The following is a 16,512-nucleotide window of genomic DNA, read 5'->3' as shown; positions in this document are numbered from 1 at the left end:
GCAGGGAACAAGACCCGCGTTATTCGCTACAATTGTAATAGCTACCATGCTAATGATCGTCCAGCTTCAAGGAGAGGAGTTGTCTGATGGTCCAGTTGCGCAGTCTTGCCGCCGATTCGCCTTCGCGCCGTTCCCATTGGTATGCGCTCGGCCTGTCCGAGGAGGACATGCTCAAGCCCAAGATCGCGGTGGTGAACAGCTCCTCCGAGCTGGCGGTCTGCTACGCGCATCTGGATGGCATCGCGAAGATCGTGAAGGAAGCCGTACGCGCTGCGGGCGGCGTTCCGTTCGAGGTGCGCACGACGGCACCCTCGGATTTCATCACGGGCGCGGGCAAGCAGGGCAGCTACATTCTCTCGGCGCGGGATCTCGTCACCAACGACATCGAGGCGCAGGTCGAGGCGGCCATGCTCGATGGCATGGTCTGTCTGACCAGCTGCGACAAGACGCCGCCGGGGCACATGATGGCGGCGGGCCGGCTGAACATTCCCACCATCCTCGTCATCGGCGGCTATCAGGCTTCCGGCATGATCGGGAACGAGCATGTCGATCTGGAGGATCTCTGGTCAGGCTCCATCGCGACGCGCTTCGGCAAGCCTTTCCCGCATGATGAGCAGGAAATGATCCGGCAGGCCGTGCGCGGTCCCGGCGTGTGCGCGGGCATGGCTACGGCGAACACCATGCATTGCGTGGTGGAAGCGCTGGGCCTTTCCCTGCCCGGCTCTGCGCCCGTCCGGGCCAACAGCGAGAAGATGAAGGATGCCGCTCGCCGTTCCGGCGCGCGCATCGTCGAGATGGTCAATGAAGGGCTCACGCCCCGGCAGATCCTCACGCCCGCCGCCTTTCGCAATGCCGTCGCGACGGTTCTGGCCGTCTCCGGTTCGATCAATGCGATCAAGCATCTGCAGGCGGTGGCGGTAGAAGCGCAGGTGGATGTGGACATTTTCGCGATGTGGGACGAGGTCGGCCGCAAGGTGCCCGTCCTCTCCGCCGTCCGGCCCAACGGGGAAGTGCGCATCGAGGAATTCGAGGATGCCGGCGGCGCGGCAGCGATCCTCAAGCAGCTTGCGCCGCTCATCGATACCGGCGCGCTGACCTGCACCGGCCGCACATTGGCGGAGAATCTGGAGGCCTTCGAGGTGATCGGGCCGGAAATCATCCGTCCGCTCGACCGGCCGATTTCGGAAGGTCCGTCCATCGCTATCCTCAAGGGCTCGCTCGCGCCCGAGAGCGCGGTGGTGAAGCTGGGCATTCGCGACGGCGCGCGTCCCGAATTTTTCGAGGGTCCCGCCCGGGTGTTCGAGAGCACGGCGCTCGCGCTCGATGCCATCGAGAAGAAGGAGATCAACGCCGGTGACGTGCTCATCCTGCGCGGCCAGGGTCTCAAGGGCGGCCCGGCCATGGGCGGCGGCGGATCGATCGTGCTGTTCGCCATCGATGCCGCAGGCGTCGCCCGGGACACCGCGTTCATCACGGATGGCCAGCTCTCCGGCCTGTGCCTCAAGGGGCTGACGGTGGCCGAAGTCGCGCCCGAGGCCGCGGTGGGCGGACCGATCGGCCTTGTCCATGATGGCGATCGCATCCGCATCGACGTCGCTACCCGCAGCATCGACCTGCTGGTGGATGCCGCGACACTGGCTGCCCGTGCCGCCGAAGCGAAGGGGCCGAAGAAAGCGGAAGGCTATCTCGGCATCTATCAGCGGGACGTGCAGCCGATGTCCACGGGCGCTGTGCTGATCGACTGAACATGACCGGCCCGCCGGCTCGCCGCGTTCGCGACGAGCCGGCGGCTAGCGATCTCGCATCAAACGTCGAGATTGGCGACGTTCAGTGCATTGTCCTGGATGAATTCGCGGCGCGGCTCCACGACATCGCCCATCAGGCGCGTGAAGATCTCGTCGGCGATGTCCGCCTGTTCGATCTCGACGCGGAGCATGGAGCGATTGTTGGGGTCCAGCGTGGTTTCCCACAACTGATCGGCGTTCATTTCACCAAGACCCTTGTATCGCTGGATCGAGAGGCCCTTGCGGCCCGAGGCCAGCACGGCATCGAGCAGTTCGGACGGACGCGTGACCAGCACGCCACGTCCGGACGTGAGGGCCGCCGCGACGGCGGGTTGCGCCTCGCCATCCTCGTCCTCGCTTGCGGCGTCGGTCTGCTGCGCGGCCGAGCGGGCCGTCAGCAGTCGGCTGGCGGTTGCGTAGAGCGCGGCCTGCTCGCGCGCGAGCGTATCGAGCTTGCGCGCTTCCGCCGAGGTCAGGAACGCGGCCTCGATGATGTGATGATCGGTGACGCCCCGCACCAGCCGTTCGAGATGATAGCCACCTTCCGCGGACAAGCGGCCGATCCAGCTGCCTTCCGGATCCGCGTCATCCAGCCAGGAAGCGGCGAGCGTGATGGCACCGGTGCGGTCCTCCGCGCCCAGGGACGGCGCGAGGGCGCCGGCGAGCGCCAGCGCTTCGATGATCGCACTGTCGTACCGCCGCGGCACATAGCGCATCAGCGACCGCATGCGCCGGGCATGATCGATGAGATCGCGCAGGTCCTTGCCGGAGCGCTGCCCCGAGCTGGTTTCGAGCACCATCGTGTCCACGCCATTGTCCACGAGATACTGGTCCAGCGCAGCTTCGTCCTTGAGGTAGACCTCGGACCGTCCGCGCGACGCCTTGTAGAGCGGCGGCTGAGCAATGTAGAGGTGACCCGCCTCGATGATCTGCGGCATCTGCCGGTAGAAAAAGGTGAGCAGCAGCGTACGGATATGCGCGCCGTCCACGTCGGCGTCCGTCATGATGACGATCTTGTGGTAGCGCAGCTTTTCGAGATTGAAGTCGTCGCGGATGCCGGTGCCCATCGCCTGGATGAGGGTACCGATTTCCTTCGATCCCAGCATGCGGTCGAATCGGGCGCGCTCGACGTTCAGGATCTTGCCGCGCAACGGCAGGATCGCCTGGAAATGACGATCGCGTCCCTGCTTGGCGGAGCCTCCGGCCGAGTCACCCTCGACGAGGAACAGTTCGGACTTGGAAGGATCGCGCTCCTGGCAGTCGGCCAGCTTGCCGGGCAGGGAAGCGATGTCCATTACGCCCTTGCGGCGGGTCAGTTCGCGGGCGCGCTTGGCGGCTTCGCGCGCGGCTGCGGCATCGACGACCTTCTGGATGATCGACTTGGCGTGGCCCGGATTCTCCTCGAGCCATTCCTGCATCTTGTCCGCCATCAGGCTTTCGAGCGGCTGGCGCACTTCGGACGAGACCAGCTTGTCCTTGGTCTGGCTGCTGAACTTGGGATCGGGCAGCTTGACCGAGACGATGGCCGTCAGCCCCTCGCGCATGTCCTCGCCTGTCAGGCTGACCTTCTCCTTCTTGAGCAGGCCGGACTTGTCGCCATAGCTGTTGAGTGTGCGGGTGAGGGCCGCGCGGAAGGCCGCGAGATGCGTGCCGCCGTCACGCTGGGGGATGTTGTTCGTGAAGCACAGGACGTTCTCGTAATAGCTGTCGTTCCACTCCAGCGACACGTCGATCCCGATCCCGTCGCGATCGGCTGAAATGGCGATCGGTTCAGGCATGAGCGACTGCTTGTTGCGGTCCAGCCATTTCACGAAAGCGGCGATGCCGCCTTCATAATAGAGATCATGCTCCTTGAACTCGGCGTGGCGCTTGTCGCGCAGCAGGATGCGGACGCCCGAATTCAGGAAAGCGAGCTCGCGATAGCGATGCTCCAGCTTGTCGAAATCATATTCGGTGACATTCTTGAATGTCTCCGTGGACGCCATGAATGTGACGCGCGTGCCTTTCTTGGCCTTGCCGCCCACCACCGGAGCGTCGCCGCGCACGATCAATGGCGCCTCGGCATCGCCGTGGCGAAAGCGCATCCAGTGTTCCTTGCCGTCGCGCCAGATGGTCAGTTCCAGCCATTCCGAAAGGGCATTCACGACCGATACGCCCACGCCGTGGAGACCGCCCGAGACCTTGTAGGCATTGTCGTCGGATGTGTTCTCGAATTTGCCGCCGGCGTGGAGCTGGGTCATGATGACTTCAGCGGCCGAAATTCCCTCTTCCCGATGGATGTCGGTGGGAATGCCGCGGCCATTGTCCTCCACGGACACGCTGCCGTCCGCATTGAGCTCGATCAGCACCAGGTCGCAATGCCCCGCCAGCGCTTCGTCGATGGCGTTGTCGCTGACCTCGAACACCATGTGGTGCAGGCCCGACCCGTCATCGGTGTCGCCGATATACATGCCCGGCCGCTTGCGCACGGCATCCAGGCCCTTCAGCACCTTGATGCTGTCGGCGCCATATTCATTGCTCTTGGGGGGATTGCTCGTCTGGTCCGTCATAAAGAGCATATAGGAAGTGGGCACGGGGAACGGAAGCGAAATGCGCCCCCGGAAGCGGCGGCCACGCCAGGCCGCTCAGCGGCCTGGTCGGGCGTGCTGCGGGGCCGGCGCCCGGAAGAGCGGCGCGCCGGCCGGCAGATCAGGCCGCGGTGCGGGGTTTCTTGCTTTCCTGGTAGCGTTCGATCGCCTCGACCACGATCCGGCGCGCGTCGGCCGCGTCGCCCCAGGTGCCGACGCGGACCCATTTCTCCGCCTCGAGATCCTTGTAGTGCGTGAAGAAGTGCTCGATCTGCTTGAACACGATGTCCGGCAGATGCTCTTTCTCGGTCACGTTCGAATAATAAGGGAAGGTCTTGTCGTCGGGGACGCAGAGCAGCTTCTCGTCGCCGCCATGCTCGTCCTCGAGGTTCAGCACCGCGATTGCGCGCGCGCGCACCACGCAGCCGGGAATGAAGGGGGACCGGGCGACCACGAGCGCGTCCAGCGGATCGCCGTCGGGCGAAAGCGTGTGCGGCACGAAACCGTAATTGGCAGGATAGCGCATCGGCGTGTGGAGGATGCGGTCGACGACCAGCGCGCCCGATGCCTTGTCGAACTCATATTTCACCGGTTCGCCGCCGGTCGGCACTTCGATGATGACATTGAGGCTTTCGGGCGGATTTTCGCCGACGGGAATGAGATCGATGTTCATGCAGGACTCGCTGAAAAGAGTTAGCTGACGGGTGCCGTGCCGGTTCTTGATTCAAGTAACCGGTCCAGACTGGTTTTACCCTCTCCGGTTTTTTCCAGGCGCGGATAGCGGAGACCGCCCGAATAATCGAGCGTGATCGTGCGATATTGTCGGTCCTGCTTCACAATGAATGAAAGGGGCGTGCGTTTTTCTGCCGTGGCGCCGATCGCGGAGCGGAGCAGGTCCGTCGAAAACTCCTCGCCATTGATCGCGATGATGCGGTTGCCGACGGCCATGCCGGCCTTGAATGCCGGGCTGTCCCAGATCACTGCCGTGACGTTGCCGTCCGCGCCGACGATCAGCCCCGGGCCATAGCTCTGGTCCACATATTTGGACTTGGTTTCCGCAGTACGGATCGAGCTGTTCGGCGTGGGGCCATAAACGAGGCGATAGCCGCCGAGGGCGAAGCCGCCCTTGGGCGCTTCCTTGCTGGTGCGGTCGACCCGCTCGCGCAGGAAGCCGTCCCAGTCATGGCTGACGATGCTCTCCAGGGCAGTGACGATATCCTGCCGCCCATAAGTCAGCACGCCCCAGTCCCCGTCCTTCATGCCGAAGAAAGTGCTGGCGAAGTCGTCGAGGCCGCTGGTGCCGTTCGTCTGGCTGCGGATGATGCCGTCGGCTTCGAGCCAGATCAGCAGGCCTTCATTGTAGTATTCCTCCGATCGCTGCCAGCTCGGCCATGCCTTGGGTCGGCGCGCGGAGATGATCGGATCATGGGTGGTGTCTTCCAGCGGACGCCATTGCCGGCCTTTCACATTGTCGAGCCGCGCGGCGATTGCAGCCAGCGCGTCGAGCGTCTCGGCCTTGCTGAGCAGGCCGGCGCGTGCCGAGAGGACATAGCCCCAGAACTGCGTCTGCCCTTCGTACAGCCACAGCAGATTGTCCTGCATCGGCGTGGCGAAATCGGGCGTCCAGAGCAGCTCGGGGCGGCGGAACTTGCCGTTCCAGCTATGAACGAACTCGTGCGCCAGCAAGTCGCGATTGCCCAGGGCCTCGGTCCATTTGGTGAAATAGCCGCGGCCCACCCCGTTCTCGCTGGAGCGGTGATGTTCGAGGCCAATGCCGCCGAGCGAATCGGAGATCGCGAAGAGGAACTCGTAACGGTCGAAGTGGCGCGCGCCGAACAGCGCCACCGCTTCGTCGACCAGCTTGCGATGCAGGTCGAGCTGCGCCGGGCTCGCCTGCAATTCATCCGGATTATCGGCGAAGATGTTCAGGGCGACGGCCTGCCCCAGCTCGACACGACGTGCATGCTGGCCCGCGAAGAGGGGCGAGTCGATGAGCGTGTCGTAGTCGGTCTCCTCATAGGAAACGACATTGCCGCGCTGCGTGCCTTTCAGCGCGCCCGCGGCGGTCCAGCCGTCCGGCAGCGTGACATTCGCCTGGATGGGCAGGCGGCGCGTATAGAAACCCGCCGGGTAGAGCGAAACGCTTTGCCACTGGAGATTCATCAGCCGGTCGGTCAGCACGATCCGCCCCTGATTGCCTGCGGTGGGCGCGAGGAACTGGAAAGTGGCGGTGATCGCACCGGTCCGCGGGGGGACCGACAGATGGAAGGCGTAGACGTCCAGCGGGTCGCGCTCCCAGTCGATCGCCGTGCCGTCCGCCTCGAAGGTGAGGCCGGCGAGCTTCTCGATCTGCCCGCGCGGTGCGTGGTTGCCCGGCAGCCATTGCGGGAAGAGCAAGGTCAGCGGGCCGCCGGCGCCGATGGGGATCGTCTGCTTCACGCGGATGATTCGCTGCGTCGTGTCGCTGGCGTCCACGTCGAGCCGCATCGTGCCGCCGGTCCACGCGATGTCGCGCGCTTGCGGAACAGTGCGTGGGCTCGGCAGGGCCATCGGGGCACTGCGCGCGGTCTCGGGCGCAGTCTGCGCCCGGCCGGGCAGGGCGGGCAGGACAAGGGGAAGGATCAGGCAAAGGGCAATGCGGCGCATCAAGTCACTCCGGAGAGGGCATTTCCTCAAGCATGGCGGCACAACCGGCGCTCGTCCAGTGCCGGCGGTGGCGGGCGAGAGAGCGGCGTCCGGCGAATCGCTGCGCGGCCCGTCGATTTCGCTCAGCGCCACGCATGCCCGGGAGGCCTCGCAAGGGGTGGCCGGACGCGATACATCCTCGCCGGTCCGCACGGAAAAGCCCGCAAGAGTGCTGCCGGCGGCCGCGAAGGAGAATAAGGAGAGGCTTGGGACATGCATATCGGTCTGGCCAGCGGCTTCGCGCATCAGCGCGGCAGGGATTATCCCGACCAGCAGTTCGTTCAGGAGGAGGTGGAGAATCTCGTCCTCGCGGAAGAGCTGGGTTTTGATTCGGTATGGATCACCGAGCATCATTTCTCGGATTATTCGATGTCGAACGATCCGCTTCAGCTCCTCACTTATATTGCCGGGCGCACGAAGCGGGTGAAGCTGGGCACGCAGGTCATCATCGTCCCCTGGCATGATCCGGTTCGCCTCGCCGAGAAGATCATCAATCTCGACATCCTCTCGCGCGGCCGGGCGCTGCTCGGCTTCGGCAACGGCCTCGCGCCGCACGAATTCGAAGGGCTGCGCGTCGACCAGACCAGGTCACGCGAGCTCTACGGGGAGATCCTCGATCTCGTGATCCCGGCGATCGAGACCGGCATCATCGAGGGCAAGGGCAAGCATATCGACCAGCCCCGTCGCGAGCTCCGGCCAGCGCCGCTCCGGAGCTTCGAGGGACGCAAGTTCTGCGGGTCGCTTTCGGGAACCTCCATGCACACTGCCGCCCGGCTCGGTTTCGGCAACATGGTGCTGATGCTGCCCCAGCGCGGCAAGGAAGCGCCGCCGGACATGTATGCGGAAATCTGGGCGCAGGAGCGTCCCGGCACCCTGCCGCCCCCGCCGATGGTGAGCGGCAATTATTATATCGACGAAAGCGCCGACTATGCGGAGATGCAGGGGCGCCATTATCTGGCCAACACGATGCGCGCCGCGATCCGCAATTACAGTCTCGACAAGCCCGGCACCTTCGCGGCCATGAAGGGCTATGAGAGCTACGAGAAGATGACGCTCCAGCCCGACGAGATCGAGCCCTATGTCGAGAATTTCAGCCGGTCAGTGGTGACCGGCACGCCGCAGATGATCCTCGATCGCATGTGGGAGCTGAAGGAGATCTACGAGCCGCAGGGCTTCTTCCCGCATGTTCACTTCGGCGGCATGCCGCAGGAGGAGGCTCGCAAGAACATCCTCCTCTTCGCGCAGAAGGTGCTGCCCGAGGTCAAGAGCTGGACGGCGCAGGCGTCGATCGACGATCGCTTCATGGCAGCGGCCGAATAGACGCAGCACTGGGGCGTGATGCCTGCCCCGGTGAGGCGGGCATCACGCGGTATCACGGCCGGCTCAGGCGGCGATGGGCAGTTTGCTGGCATCCGCCCAGTTGCCGTGGAGGCCGGAGCGCAGGCGGATCGGCAGCTTCGCGCGGCCGATCGGGCCGTCCTTGAGGTTCAGGGCGTCCAGCACCACCAGGTCGCTGTAGTTGGTGATGAGATTGTCGACGAGCGCGATGATGTAGCCGTCGCCTTCCGCCGAATCGGCCGTGCGGGGCACGAAGCAGGGCTCCTGGATGATAGACTGCGGGCCGCACCACCAGCTGTCCTCCTTGCCGGTCGCGTGATCCCAGTGGCCGATGCGGTTCATCTTGAAGCCGGACGCCCGGCCGCGCGCGAACTCCATCTCCATCTCCGGGTCCATGACCAGACCCCAGCCGTGGCGATAGGGCTGGCCGACATAGCGCTCGTCCAGCCGGGGGAATTCGTCGATCAAGTTGGTGAGCTGGCGCACCTCGGCGAAATCCTCGCTGTTCGATCCGAGATCGACCGTCCAGCGATGCAGATAGGGCCGCGCCGCCACCGGATCGAAGGGCGCCCCGTGAATGTCCGGGAAGAAGGGGAAGGCATTGTTCTCTGCCTGCGGCGTGTCGAAATGAATCTTCGACCCTTCCTCGAAGGCGTTCATCACATGGCTCGCGAAGATGGTCTTCGGTGCCTTGAACCAGCGCACGTCCTTGTTGGTGACGCCCGGTCCGCGCGGCACCACGCCGAGCCAGACGGGGAGCGTCGTGTCGAAGCCGAAATGCGGCAGACCCGCCTTCAGCCGATCCCAGTTCGACGTGCACGGCACGATGTGGAAGATGGCATAATGCTCGGTGAGCCCATAATCATGCATCATGCAATAATAAGGCACCTGGAATTCGGTTTCGAACAGCAGGTTGCCGGCGGGATCGATCTCGAAATAGCTGCAATCGGTGGTGAGCAGGCCTGTCGCCGCATAGCCGAAATTGCAGAAGTTGCCGGTGACGGGATCGATCTTGGCATGGGCCGAGAAGGTCTGGTTCTTCAGCTTGCCGTCGAAATTGGTGTAGCCCTCGGTCTCCAGCGTCAACGGGTCCATGATGAGGCAGGGGCTGTCCTCCTTCATGGCGTAGAGCTTGCCGGCATGGACCATCACATTGGTGTTGGCGGTGCCGCGGATCATGCCCTGGACGCTCGCATCATCCGTCAGCGGATTGCGATAGGCGCCGAACAGCGACTTGCCGGCCTTGCGCTCCACTTTCCACTTGTCCGTCTGGGCATAACGCTGGCGGAAATCGATCTTGCCGTTGTGAAAGCGGAACAGGCTCACCATGCCATCCCCGTTGAAGAACTGGTCGTCCTCGAACCGGGGCGGGAATTGCGCATCGGGATGCACCCGGTGGAAGGTCCCGTTCAGCTGCGCAGGGATTTCCCCTTCGACTTCCAGATCCAGAATGTCGCCCTCGATCCGGAGGGGGCGCAGCACGCCGGTCATGCCGGGGGTGTCGGGGAAGTGGGCCATATCGCTCTCCTATGTTGAGATATCAACAACAGCCTGTCTGCATGAATGTGGCGCCGATGCGTTTGATGCCGGTCAAACCAGCGCGCTATTCCAGTGCTCGCCAAATCCGGCTAGAGGCGCTGCCCATGGCGAAGATCCCAACACCACGGCCGATCCGCGGCACCCAGGACATGCTCGGCGAAAGCGCCGACCGCTTCATGCATGTCGTCGAGACGTTCGAGCGCGTCCGCAAGCTCTACGGCTTCAGGCGCGTCGAAGTGCCGGTGTTCGAGGCGACGGCGGTCTTCTCCCGCTCGCTGGGCGAGACGACCGACGTGGTCTCCAAGGAGATGTATACGTTCGAGGACCGCGGCGGGGATTCGGTGACGCTGCGGCCGGAATTCACGGCGGGCATCGCGCGCGCCTATGTCACCGAGGGCTGGCAGCAATATGCGCCGCTCAAGGTCGCGACGCACGGGCCCCTGTTTCGCTACGAGCGCCCCCAGAAGGGCCGCTATCGCCAATTCCACCAGCTCGACGCCGAGATCATCGGCGCGTCCGAGCCGCTGGCGGACGCGGAGCTGCTGGTCTTTGCCGATCAGCTTCTCAAGGAGCTGGGCATCGTCGAGGGCGTGACGCTCACGCTCAACACGCTGGGCGACTATCAGAGCCGCGAGGCCTGGCGCAGCGCGCTCGTCGCCTATTTCGAGGGGCATCGCGATCAGCTCAGCGAGGAGAGCAAGGACCGGCTGCATCGCAATCCGCTGCGCATTCTCGACAGCAAGGATCCGGGCGATCAGGCGATCGTGGCCGGCGCGCCGGACATCGATGCCTATCTGACCGATGAGGCGCAGGCCTTCTTCGGGAAAGTGACGGACGGGTTGAAGGCTGCCGGCGTCGACTGGACGCGCAATGCCCGGCTGGTGCGCGGGCTGGATTATTATCGCCACACCGCCTTCGAGTTCGTCACCGACCGGCTCGGCGCGCAGGGCACCGTGCTCGGCGGCGGGCGCTATGACGGACTCATCGAGACGCTCGGCGGGCCAAGCACACCGGCCGTCGGCTGGGCGGCCGGCATCGAGCGGCTGGGGATGCTGCTGGATGTGATGCCGAGCGAGAGATTGGATGTCGCCGTCGCCGTTGAGGACGACGCTGCGTTGTTTGAAGCAGTTAGCGCAGTCGCATATCTGCGTCGCGAGAACCTAAGTGCAGATTTGATCGCGTCAGGGTCCCCCAAGAAGCGATTCGACAAGGCAGCCAAATTGAACGCACGCACTATCCTTTCAGTCGTGAAGACTGACGGCCAATTACGGTTCGGTCATCGAGGTGAACCTGGCTTGATCGATCGAGTGTCTGATGTGCTGGATCGGCGGTTCCCGAAGGACGAGGCTTGACCACCATCTCCCCCGATCGCATCGCCGCGATCCTCCGGCGGCAGGAGGAAGTGCAGGCGCAGATGGCCCGGCCCGATCTTGATCCGGCGGAGTTCGTGCGCCTGTCCAAGGATTATGCCGAGCTGGAGCCGGTGGTGACGGCGGCGCGCGAAGTGGCGCAACTGCGCACCGAGCAGAGCGAGCTGGAGGCGATGCTCGCCGATCCGGAAATGAAGGCGATGGCACAGGAGGAGATCGAGGCGGTCCGTGAGCGCCTGCCCGAGGCCGAGCATGCCCTTGCCATCGCGCTGCTGCCCAGGGATGCGGCGGACGAGCGCGCGGCCATGCTGGAGATCCGCGCCGGCACCGGCGGGGATGAGGCTGCGTTGTTCGCGGGCGATCTGCTGCGCATGTACCAGCGTTATGCGGAGAGCCGCGGCTGGCGGGTGGAGATCATCTCGGCCAGCGCCTCCGAGGCGGGCGGCTTCAAGGAAGTGATCGCCAGCGTCAGCGGCGCGGGCGTGTTTGCGCGCCTCAAGTTCGAGAGCGGCGTGCATCGCGTGCAGCGCGTGCCGGTGACGGAGAGCGGCGGGCGCATCCACACCAGCGCGGCGACGGTGGCGGTGCTTCCCGAGGCCGAGGAGGTGGACGTGCAGATCAACGAGGCGACGGACCTGCGCATCGATGTCTACCGGTCTTCCGGCGCCGGCGGCCAGCATGTGAACACCACCGATTCGGCCGTGCGCATCACGCATCTGCCCACCGGGATCGTGGTGACGCAGCAGGACGAGAAATCGCAGCACAAGAACAAGGCGAAGGCGCTGAAGGTGCTGCGCGCGCGGCTCTATGAAGCCGAGCGGGAGCGCACGCAGAGCGAGCAGGCCGGCGCGCGCAAGGCGATGGTCGGATCGGGAGACCGGTCCGAGCGCATCCGCACCTATAATTTCCCGCAAGGGCGCGTCACTGATCACCGCATCAACCTGACGCTGCATCGCTTGCCCGAGATCCTCGAAGGGCCGGGACTGGACGAGATGATCAGCGCGCTGATCGCGCAGGACGAAGCCGCGCGGCTCGCCCAGCTCGACACGGCAGCCTGACCGGCGGGGGGGCGGCATGGCTGGTCCCGTCGAGCCGGACGAGCCGGTGAAGCTCGCCGACTGGCTGCGCATGGCGACAGCGCGGCTCGCACCGGTGAGCGACACGCCGCGCCTCGATGCCGAGCTGCTGGCCGCCCATGCGTTGGCGATGAGCCGCGAAGCGATGCTTCTTGCCTTGCCGCGCCTTGTTGCACCGACGGAGGGCGAGGCGCTGCTTGTCCGGCGGCTCGCGCATGAGCCGATCGCCTACATCACCGGGGCGCGCGACTTCTGGACCCTGTCCCTGCGCGTGACGCCCGACGTGCTGGTGCCGCGTCCGGACAGCGAGACGCTGATCGAGGCCGCGATCGCCCGGTTCGAGGGGCGCGAGGCGCCGCAGCAGATCCTCGATCTCGGCACCGGTTCGGGCGCGCTGCTGCTTGCCGCGCTGGATGTGTGGCCGCAGGCGCGGGGGCTGGGCATCGATGTCTCGCCTGCCGCCGTTGAGGTCGCGCGGGAGAATGCCCTGTGCTGCGGCATGGCCGACCGCGCGGAGTTTCGGCTCGGCAACTGGGGGGAAGGGCTCTCGCGCCGGTTCGATCTCATCCTGTGCAATCCGCCCTATATCGCGCAGGATGCCCTCCTGCCCCGGGAAGTGCGCGCGCATGAGCCGGCCGGCGCACTGTTCGCAGGGGGCGACGGGCTGGATGCCTATCGCCTGCTGGCCGGCCAGCTTGGTTCGCTGCTCGCGCCCGGTGGCTTTGCGATCTTCGAGATCGGCTTCGATCAGGCAGAGAGTGCGGCCGCCCTGTTCCTCGCCGCCGGCTTCGCCGTTGCGCCGGTGCGCGACCTTTCGGGCCACACGCGCGCGCTCGTCGTGACGGCTGACCAAGCCGGCGAACGTTGAAAGTTCCTTTTTAACGACTACATGCGAATTTCTCTTGGTTTGGTGAGCCAGACCGTCTATCTGGCGGTCACAGGGTTGCTCTCGCTCACACGCGCGGCGTCTGGGCAAGCGGCCTGCTCCCACAGTTTTGGCGGCGTTCTAGAGTGGAGCCGTTGGCCGAAGCGCGGGGCGCGAGTGGTTGAAATGCCGCTCCGCCTTCGATGTGATGCACAGCGCTTCGGTACGCGTTCGGAAACGCCGGAGTTTTGGTCGAGAACATAGGGACGAACCTTTGATCAACAATCGTCAGGCCGGTCGTCGTCGCGGCCGGAACAATCCGCGCCAGAGTGGCGGCGGCAATCGCGGCAATGGTGACTCCGGCAACCGCATCGACAGCCGCGCCCGCGGCAATGCGGCGCAGCTTCTCGAGAAGTACCGCAATCTCGCGCGGGATGCGCAGATGGCGGGGGACCGGGTCAACGCGGAATATTATTTCCAGTTCGCCGACCATTATTTCCGAGTTCTCGCCGACAATCGCGCGCGACAGGAAGAGCAGCAGCAGCGGTTCCGCCGTCATGACGAGTCCGATCAGGACAATGGCGACGAGAGCGACGAGCTGATCGATGCCGGCGGCGATGAGAGCGATGAATTCGCGCCTCCGCAGCAGGAGCAGCGTCCGCGCCGCGAGCGCGCTCCGGATCGCGAGCGTGCTCCGGAGCGTCCGCGCGAGCGCAGCCAGGAGCGCAAGCCGCGCCGCGTCGCGAATGACGATGCAAGCGATGGCGAAGCGGAGGCCGAGATCGGCTTGCCGGGTCTGCCCCCGTCGATCGCGCGGGTCGAGGTGAGCGAAGACGCGGAGGCCGAGGCCCCTGCCGAGGCGCAGGAGGAAGTGCGCAAGCCCCGCCGTGGCCGCCGCCCGCGTCAGCCGGAAGCCGCCGAGTAATATCAGTCGAGCGACATGCTTTTTACGGGCGCGCCAGCATCGCTGGGGCGCCCGTCTTCGTGTCCGGCGGCCTCAGTCGTCGTCGAGGACCTCGGGGCTGATGCGGTCGTCCACCTGATCGTCATGGCCGGTTCCGCTCGAAAGGAACATGAGGCCCATGAGCAGGGCAGCCATCATGATGGTGGACCACACCCCGGCTATTGTCATGCCCAGGAAGAGCAACGGAAGCGGCCCGCGGAAGACCCAGAGCAATCCGGCCACCACGAGCCCGACGGCGAGGCCGAAGGCCGCCATCCACCACATGATCCTGCGAAAGCGTGCCCAGGCGAATTGCGCCTGGCGATGGTCGTCAAGGCCGGGCCGGTCTGTCATGGGCGCATCCCTTAGGGTCAGGCGGCGGCGCGATCAACAGCGCCTTTGACGCCTCGCGCCGGGAAGCGCATAGTCCGGGCCATGGAAGCGACCGCAGACCGGTCCATGGTTGATGTCGGCCGGGCCGGTCCGCAGGCGAACCGGAGAGGTGAGGATGACAGTCAGCGCATTTGTCGGCGAGTCGCCGGACACGATCATCCAGGTGAACAGGACTGACAGCGTGGCGCGCGTCGTCGCGCTTCTGGCGGAACGGCGAATCGGCTGCGTGCCCATTGTCGAGGACGGACGCGTGCTCGGCATCTTCTCGGAGCGGGATGTCGTTTACGGCCTGGCGCGCGAAGGCGCGGCGCTGCTCGACAAGCCGGTGGAGGCGGTCATGACCACGCCCCCGGTCACCATCGACGCCGATACCCCTATCTTGTCTGCCCTGTCCCTGATGACCCGGCGCCGCATTCGTCATCTGCCCATCGTCAGGGAGGGGCGGATGATCGGCTTCGTGAGCATTGGCGATCTGGTGAAGTCGCGCATCGACCGGATCGAATCGGAAGTCGAGGCCATGCGCAGCTATATCCAGAGCGCCTGAGCTGCCGGCCAGTCGCACCCTCCGGCGTTCGGAGGCGCGCCTGATGGCTTCAGGTTGTGGGCGGCCTGCGCCGAAGGAGCAGCGCGGCGAGGTCGTCGATCGTCTCGCGTGACACCAGGGCCAGCAGCGCGACGAAGCTGCCCGCGCCGATCGCGACCAGCACCAGCAGCCGGATCGGCGCCGCCATTCCGGGCAGCAGGCTGTCGGTGCCAAGGACGATGAAGGCCATCGCGGCGGCCGAGACGAAGCCGGGCGCCACTGCCCGGCCCACCTCGGCGAATGACAGGCCGATCAGCCGCCCGGCTACCCGCGCGGTGACGAGCGCGAACAGCGGGAAGGCGCAGAGCCAGGCCATGGCGAGCCCCAGTGCCCCGAACCGGATGCCGATCAGGAAGGCGACCGGCATGATGACCGCCCCGATCATGGCGATTCGGGCGGAGAGTCCCGGGCGGCCCATGGCATTGCACACCGGCGGGAACATGACCTGCAGCGCATAGAAGGGCATTGCGAGGGCCAGCACCTGCACGAACGGCACCATGCCCAGCCATTTATGCCCGAACAGAGTCGCGACCAGCGGTTCGGCCGTCACGGCCATGCCGAGATAGAGCGGACAGGCAATCAGCATGAGCAGCCGGATCGCCTGTCGGAACGAGCGCGCCACGCGCTGCCGGTCGGCCTGCATCCGCGCGAAGGCCGGAAAGGCGACGTCGTTGAGCGGCGGGATGAACTTCGAGACGAAGATCTGGGTGAGGAACAGCGCCTCGGCATACAGGCCAAGGGCGTGCGGATCGAGCACGCGCCCGCCAATGAACACGTCCGCCTGGCTCTGGATCAGGAAGAAGAGCTGCGAGCCCAGCAGGGAGAGTGCGTAGAGGATCAGCGGCCCGGTGCCCCGGAAGTCGAAGCTCGGCAGCACGAAGAAGCGAGTCGCGATGAGATAGCCGATCGCCTTGGACCAGAAGCCCGCGATCGGCGCCCAGACCAGTGTCCACACGCCCCATCCGGCCAGAGCGCCGCCAATGGCGACGCCCGCCGCGATGAGTCCGGCGATGAGGTTGACGAAAGCCGGGCGCTTGAAGTCCAGGCTCCGGCCCATGAGCACTTCGGGGAGGGAGATGAACGGCGTGGAGAGGTAGATCAGGGTCTGGGCGCGCAGCAGGTCCGCGACCATGGGCTGGCGATAATAGCTGGCGGCGACGGGGGCGAGGAGCAGCTGTGCAGCTGCGAGCCCGCCGTTCATGAGAATCATCAGCCCGAAAGCCTGCCGCAGCTTGCGGGTATCGACCGATTCGGACTGCACGAGCGCGCTGATCAGCCCGTATCCGTTGAGGAACATCATGAAGTTCAGCATGACCTGCGTCATGGCGAAGAGCCCGTAATCGGCGGGATTGAGGATGCGGATCACCGC

13 protein-coding genes (1 of these 13 only partly in view) are annotated in these 16,512 nt (G+C 65.3%); 7 read left to right on the top strand and 6 right to left on the bottom strand.

Annotation, left to right across the window (positions count from 1 at the left end; genetic code table 11):
* The first annotated feature begins 86 nt into the window (after positions 1-86).
* Complete coding sequence (locus SLG_RS18175) at positions 87-1,745, top strand: dihydroxy-acid dehydratase (protein ID WP_051003809.1); 1,659 nt, start codon at positions 87-89, stop codon at positions 1,743-1,745.
* A 59-nt stretch (positions 1,746-1,804) separates the two neighbouring features.
* Here the strand turns inward: SLG_RS18175 and gyrB are convergent, their stop codons facing one another.
* From gyrB to SLG_RS18160, 3 genes are all read right to left on the bottom strand, one after another.
* The gene (gene gyrB / locus SLG_RS18170; protein ID WP_443018054.1) at positions 1,805-4,342 is read right to left on the bottom strand and encodes a DNA topoisomerase (ATP-hydrolyzing) subunit B; all 2,538 of its coding nucleotides are present in this window, start codon (positions 4,340-4,342) and stop codon (positions 1,805-1,807) included.
* 130 nt (positions 4,343-4,472) lie between these two features.
* Complete coding sequence (ppa, locus tag SLG_RS18165) at positions 4,473-5,024, bottom strand: inorganic diphosphatase (protein ID WP_014077981.1); 552 nt, start codon at positions 5,022-5,024, stop codon at positions 4,473-4,475.
* Between the two features lie 20 nt (positions 5,025-5,044).
* Entirely contained in the window at positions 5,045-6,997 is a 1,953-nt protein-coding gene (locus tag SLG_RS18160) for a M61 family metallopeptidase (RefSeq protein WP_014077980.1), read from the bottom strand.
* A gap of 252 nt (positions 6,998-7,249) precedes the next feature.
* On the opposite strand from SLG_RS18160, the gene SLG_RS18155 reads away from it, so the two are divergent.
* A complete protein-coding gene (locus SLG_RS18155; protein ID WP_014077979.1) occupies positions 7,250-8,356 on the top strand; it encodes an LLM class flavin-dependent oxidoreductase in 1,107 nt (368 codons plus the stop codon).
* Positions 8,357-8,419: 63 nt separating this feature from the next.
* On the opposite strand, the gene SLG_RS18150 is transcribed toward SLG_RS18155, so the two are convergent.
* Complete coding sequence (locus tag SLG_RS18150; protein WP_014077978.1) at positions 8,420-9,892, bottom strand: carotenoid oxygenase family protein; 1,473 nt, start codon at positions 9,890-9,892, stop codon at positions 8,420-8,422.
* Between the two features lie 125 nt (positions 9,893-10,017).
* Between SLG_RS18150 and hisS the strand changes: the two genes are divergently transcribed.
* From hisS to SLG_RS18130, 4 genes are all read left to right on the top strand, one after another.
* The gene (hisS, locus tag SLG_RS18145) at positions 10,018-11,265 is read left to right on the top strand and encodes a histidine--tRNA ligase (protein WP_014077977.1); all 1,248 of its coding nucleotides are present in this window, start codon (positions 10,018-10,020) and stop codon (positions 11,263-11,265) included.
* Complete coding sequence (gene prfA / locus SLG_RS18140; RefSeq protein WP_014077976.1) at positions 11,262-12,341, top strand: peptide chain release factor 1; 1,080 nt, start codon at positions 11,262-11,264, stop codon at positions 12,339-12,341. Before hisS ends, prfA begins: the two co-directional genes overlap by 4 nt.
* Before the next feature lie 16 nt (positions 12,342-12,357).
* Positions 12,358-13,227 (top strand): peptide chain release factor N(5)-glutamine methyltransferase, encoded by an 870-nt coding sequence (prmC, locus tag SLG_RS18135; RefSeq protein WP_014077975.1) that lies wholly within the window; start codon positions 12,358-12,360, stop codon positions 13,225-13,227.
* Positions 13,228-13,498: 271 nt separating this feature from the next.
* Positions 13,499-14,149, top strand: coding sequence for a DUF4167 domain-containing protein (locus SLG_RS18130; RefSeq protein WP_014077974.1), 651 nt, complete (start codon positions 13,499-13,501; stop codon positions 14,147-14,149).
* 72 nt (positions 14,150-14,221) lie between these two features.
* On the opposite strand, the gene SLG_RS18125 is transcribed toward SLG_RS18130, so the two are convergent.
* Positions 14,222-14,521, bottom strand: coding sequence for a hypothetical protein (locus tag SLG_RS18125; protein ID WP_014077973.1), 300 nt, complete (start codon positions 14,519-14,521; stop codon positions 14,222-14,224).
* A 154-nt stretch (positions 14,522-14,675) separates the two neighbouring features.
* On the opposite strand from SLG_RS18125, the gene SLG_RS18120 reads away from it, so the two are divergent.
* Positions 14,676-15,104 (top strand): CBS domain-containing protein, encoded by a 429-nt coding sequence (locus SLG_RS18120; RefSeq protein ID WP_014077972.1) that lies wholly within the window; start codon positions 14,676-14,678, stop codon positions 15,102-15,104.
* A gap of 49 nt (positions 15,105-15,153) precedes the next feature.
* Here the strand turns inward: SLG_RS18120 and SLG_RS18115 are convergent, their stop codons facing one another.
* Positions 15,154-16,512: the 3' portion of a lipopolysaccharide biosynthesis protein gene (locus tag SLG_RS18115; RefSeq protein WP_051003808.1), read on the bottom strand. It continues 156 nt past the right edge of the window; the window shows 1,359 of its 1,515 coding nt (coding positions 157-1,515); its start codon lies beyond the right edge, outside the window; its stop codon occupies positions 15,154-15,156.

This window comes from Sphingobium sp. SYK-6, assembly GCF_000283515.1.
Classification (GTDB): domain Bacteria; phylum Pseudomonadota; class Alphaproteobacteria; order Sphingomonadales; family Sphingomonadaceae; genus Sphingobium; species Sphingobium lignivorans.
This window is presented reverse-complemented; position numbering and strand designations above follow the sequence as displayed.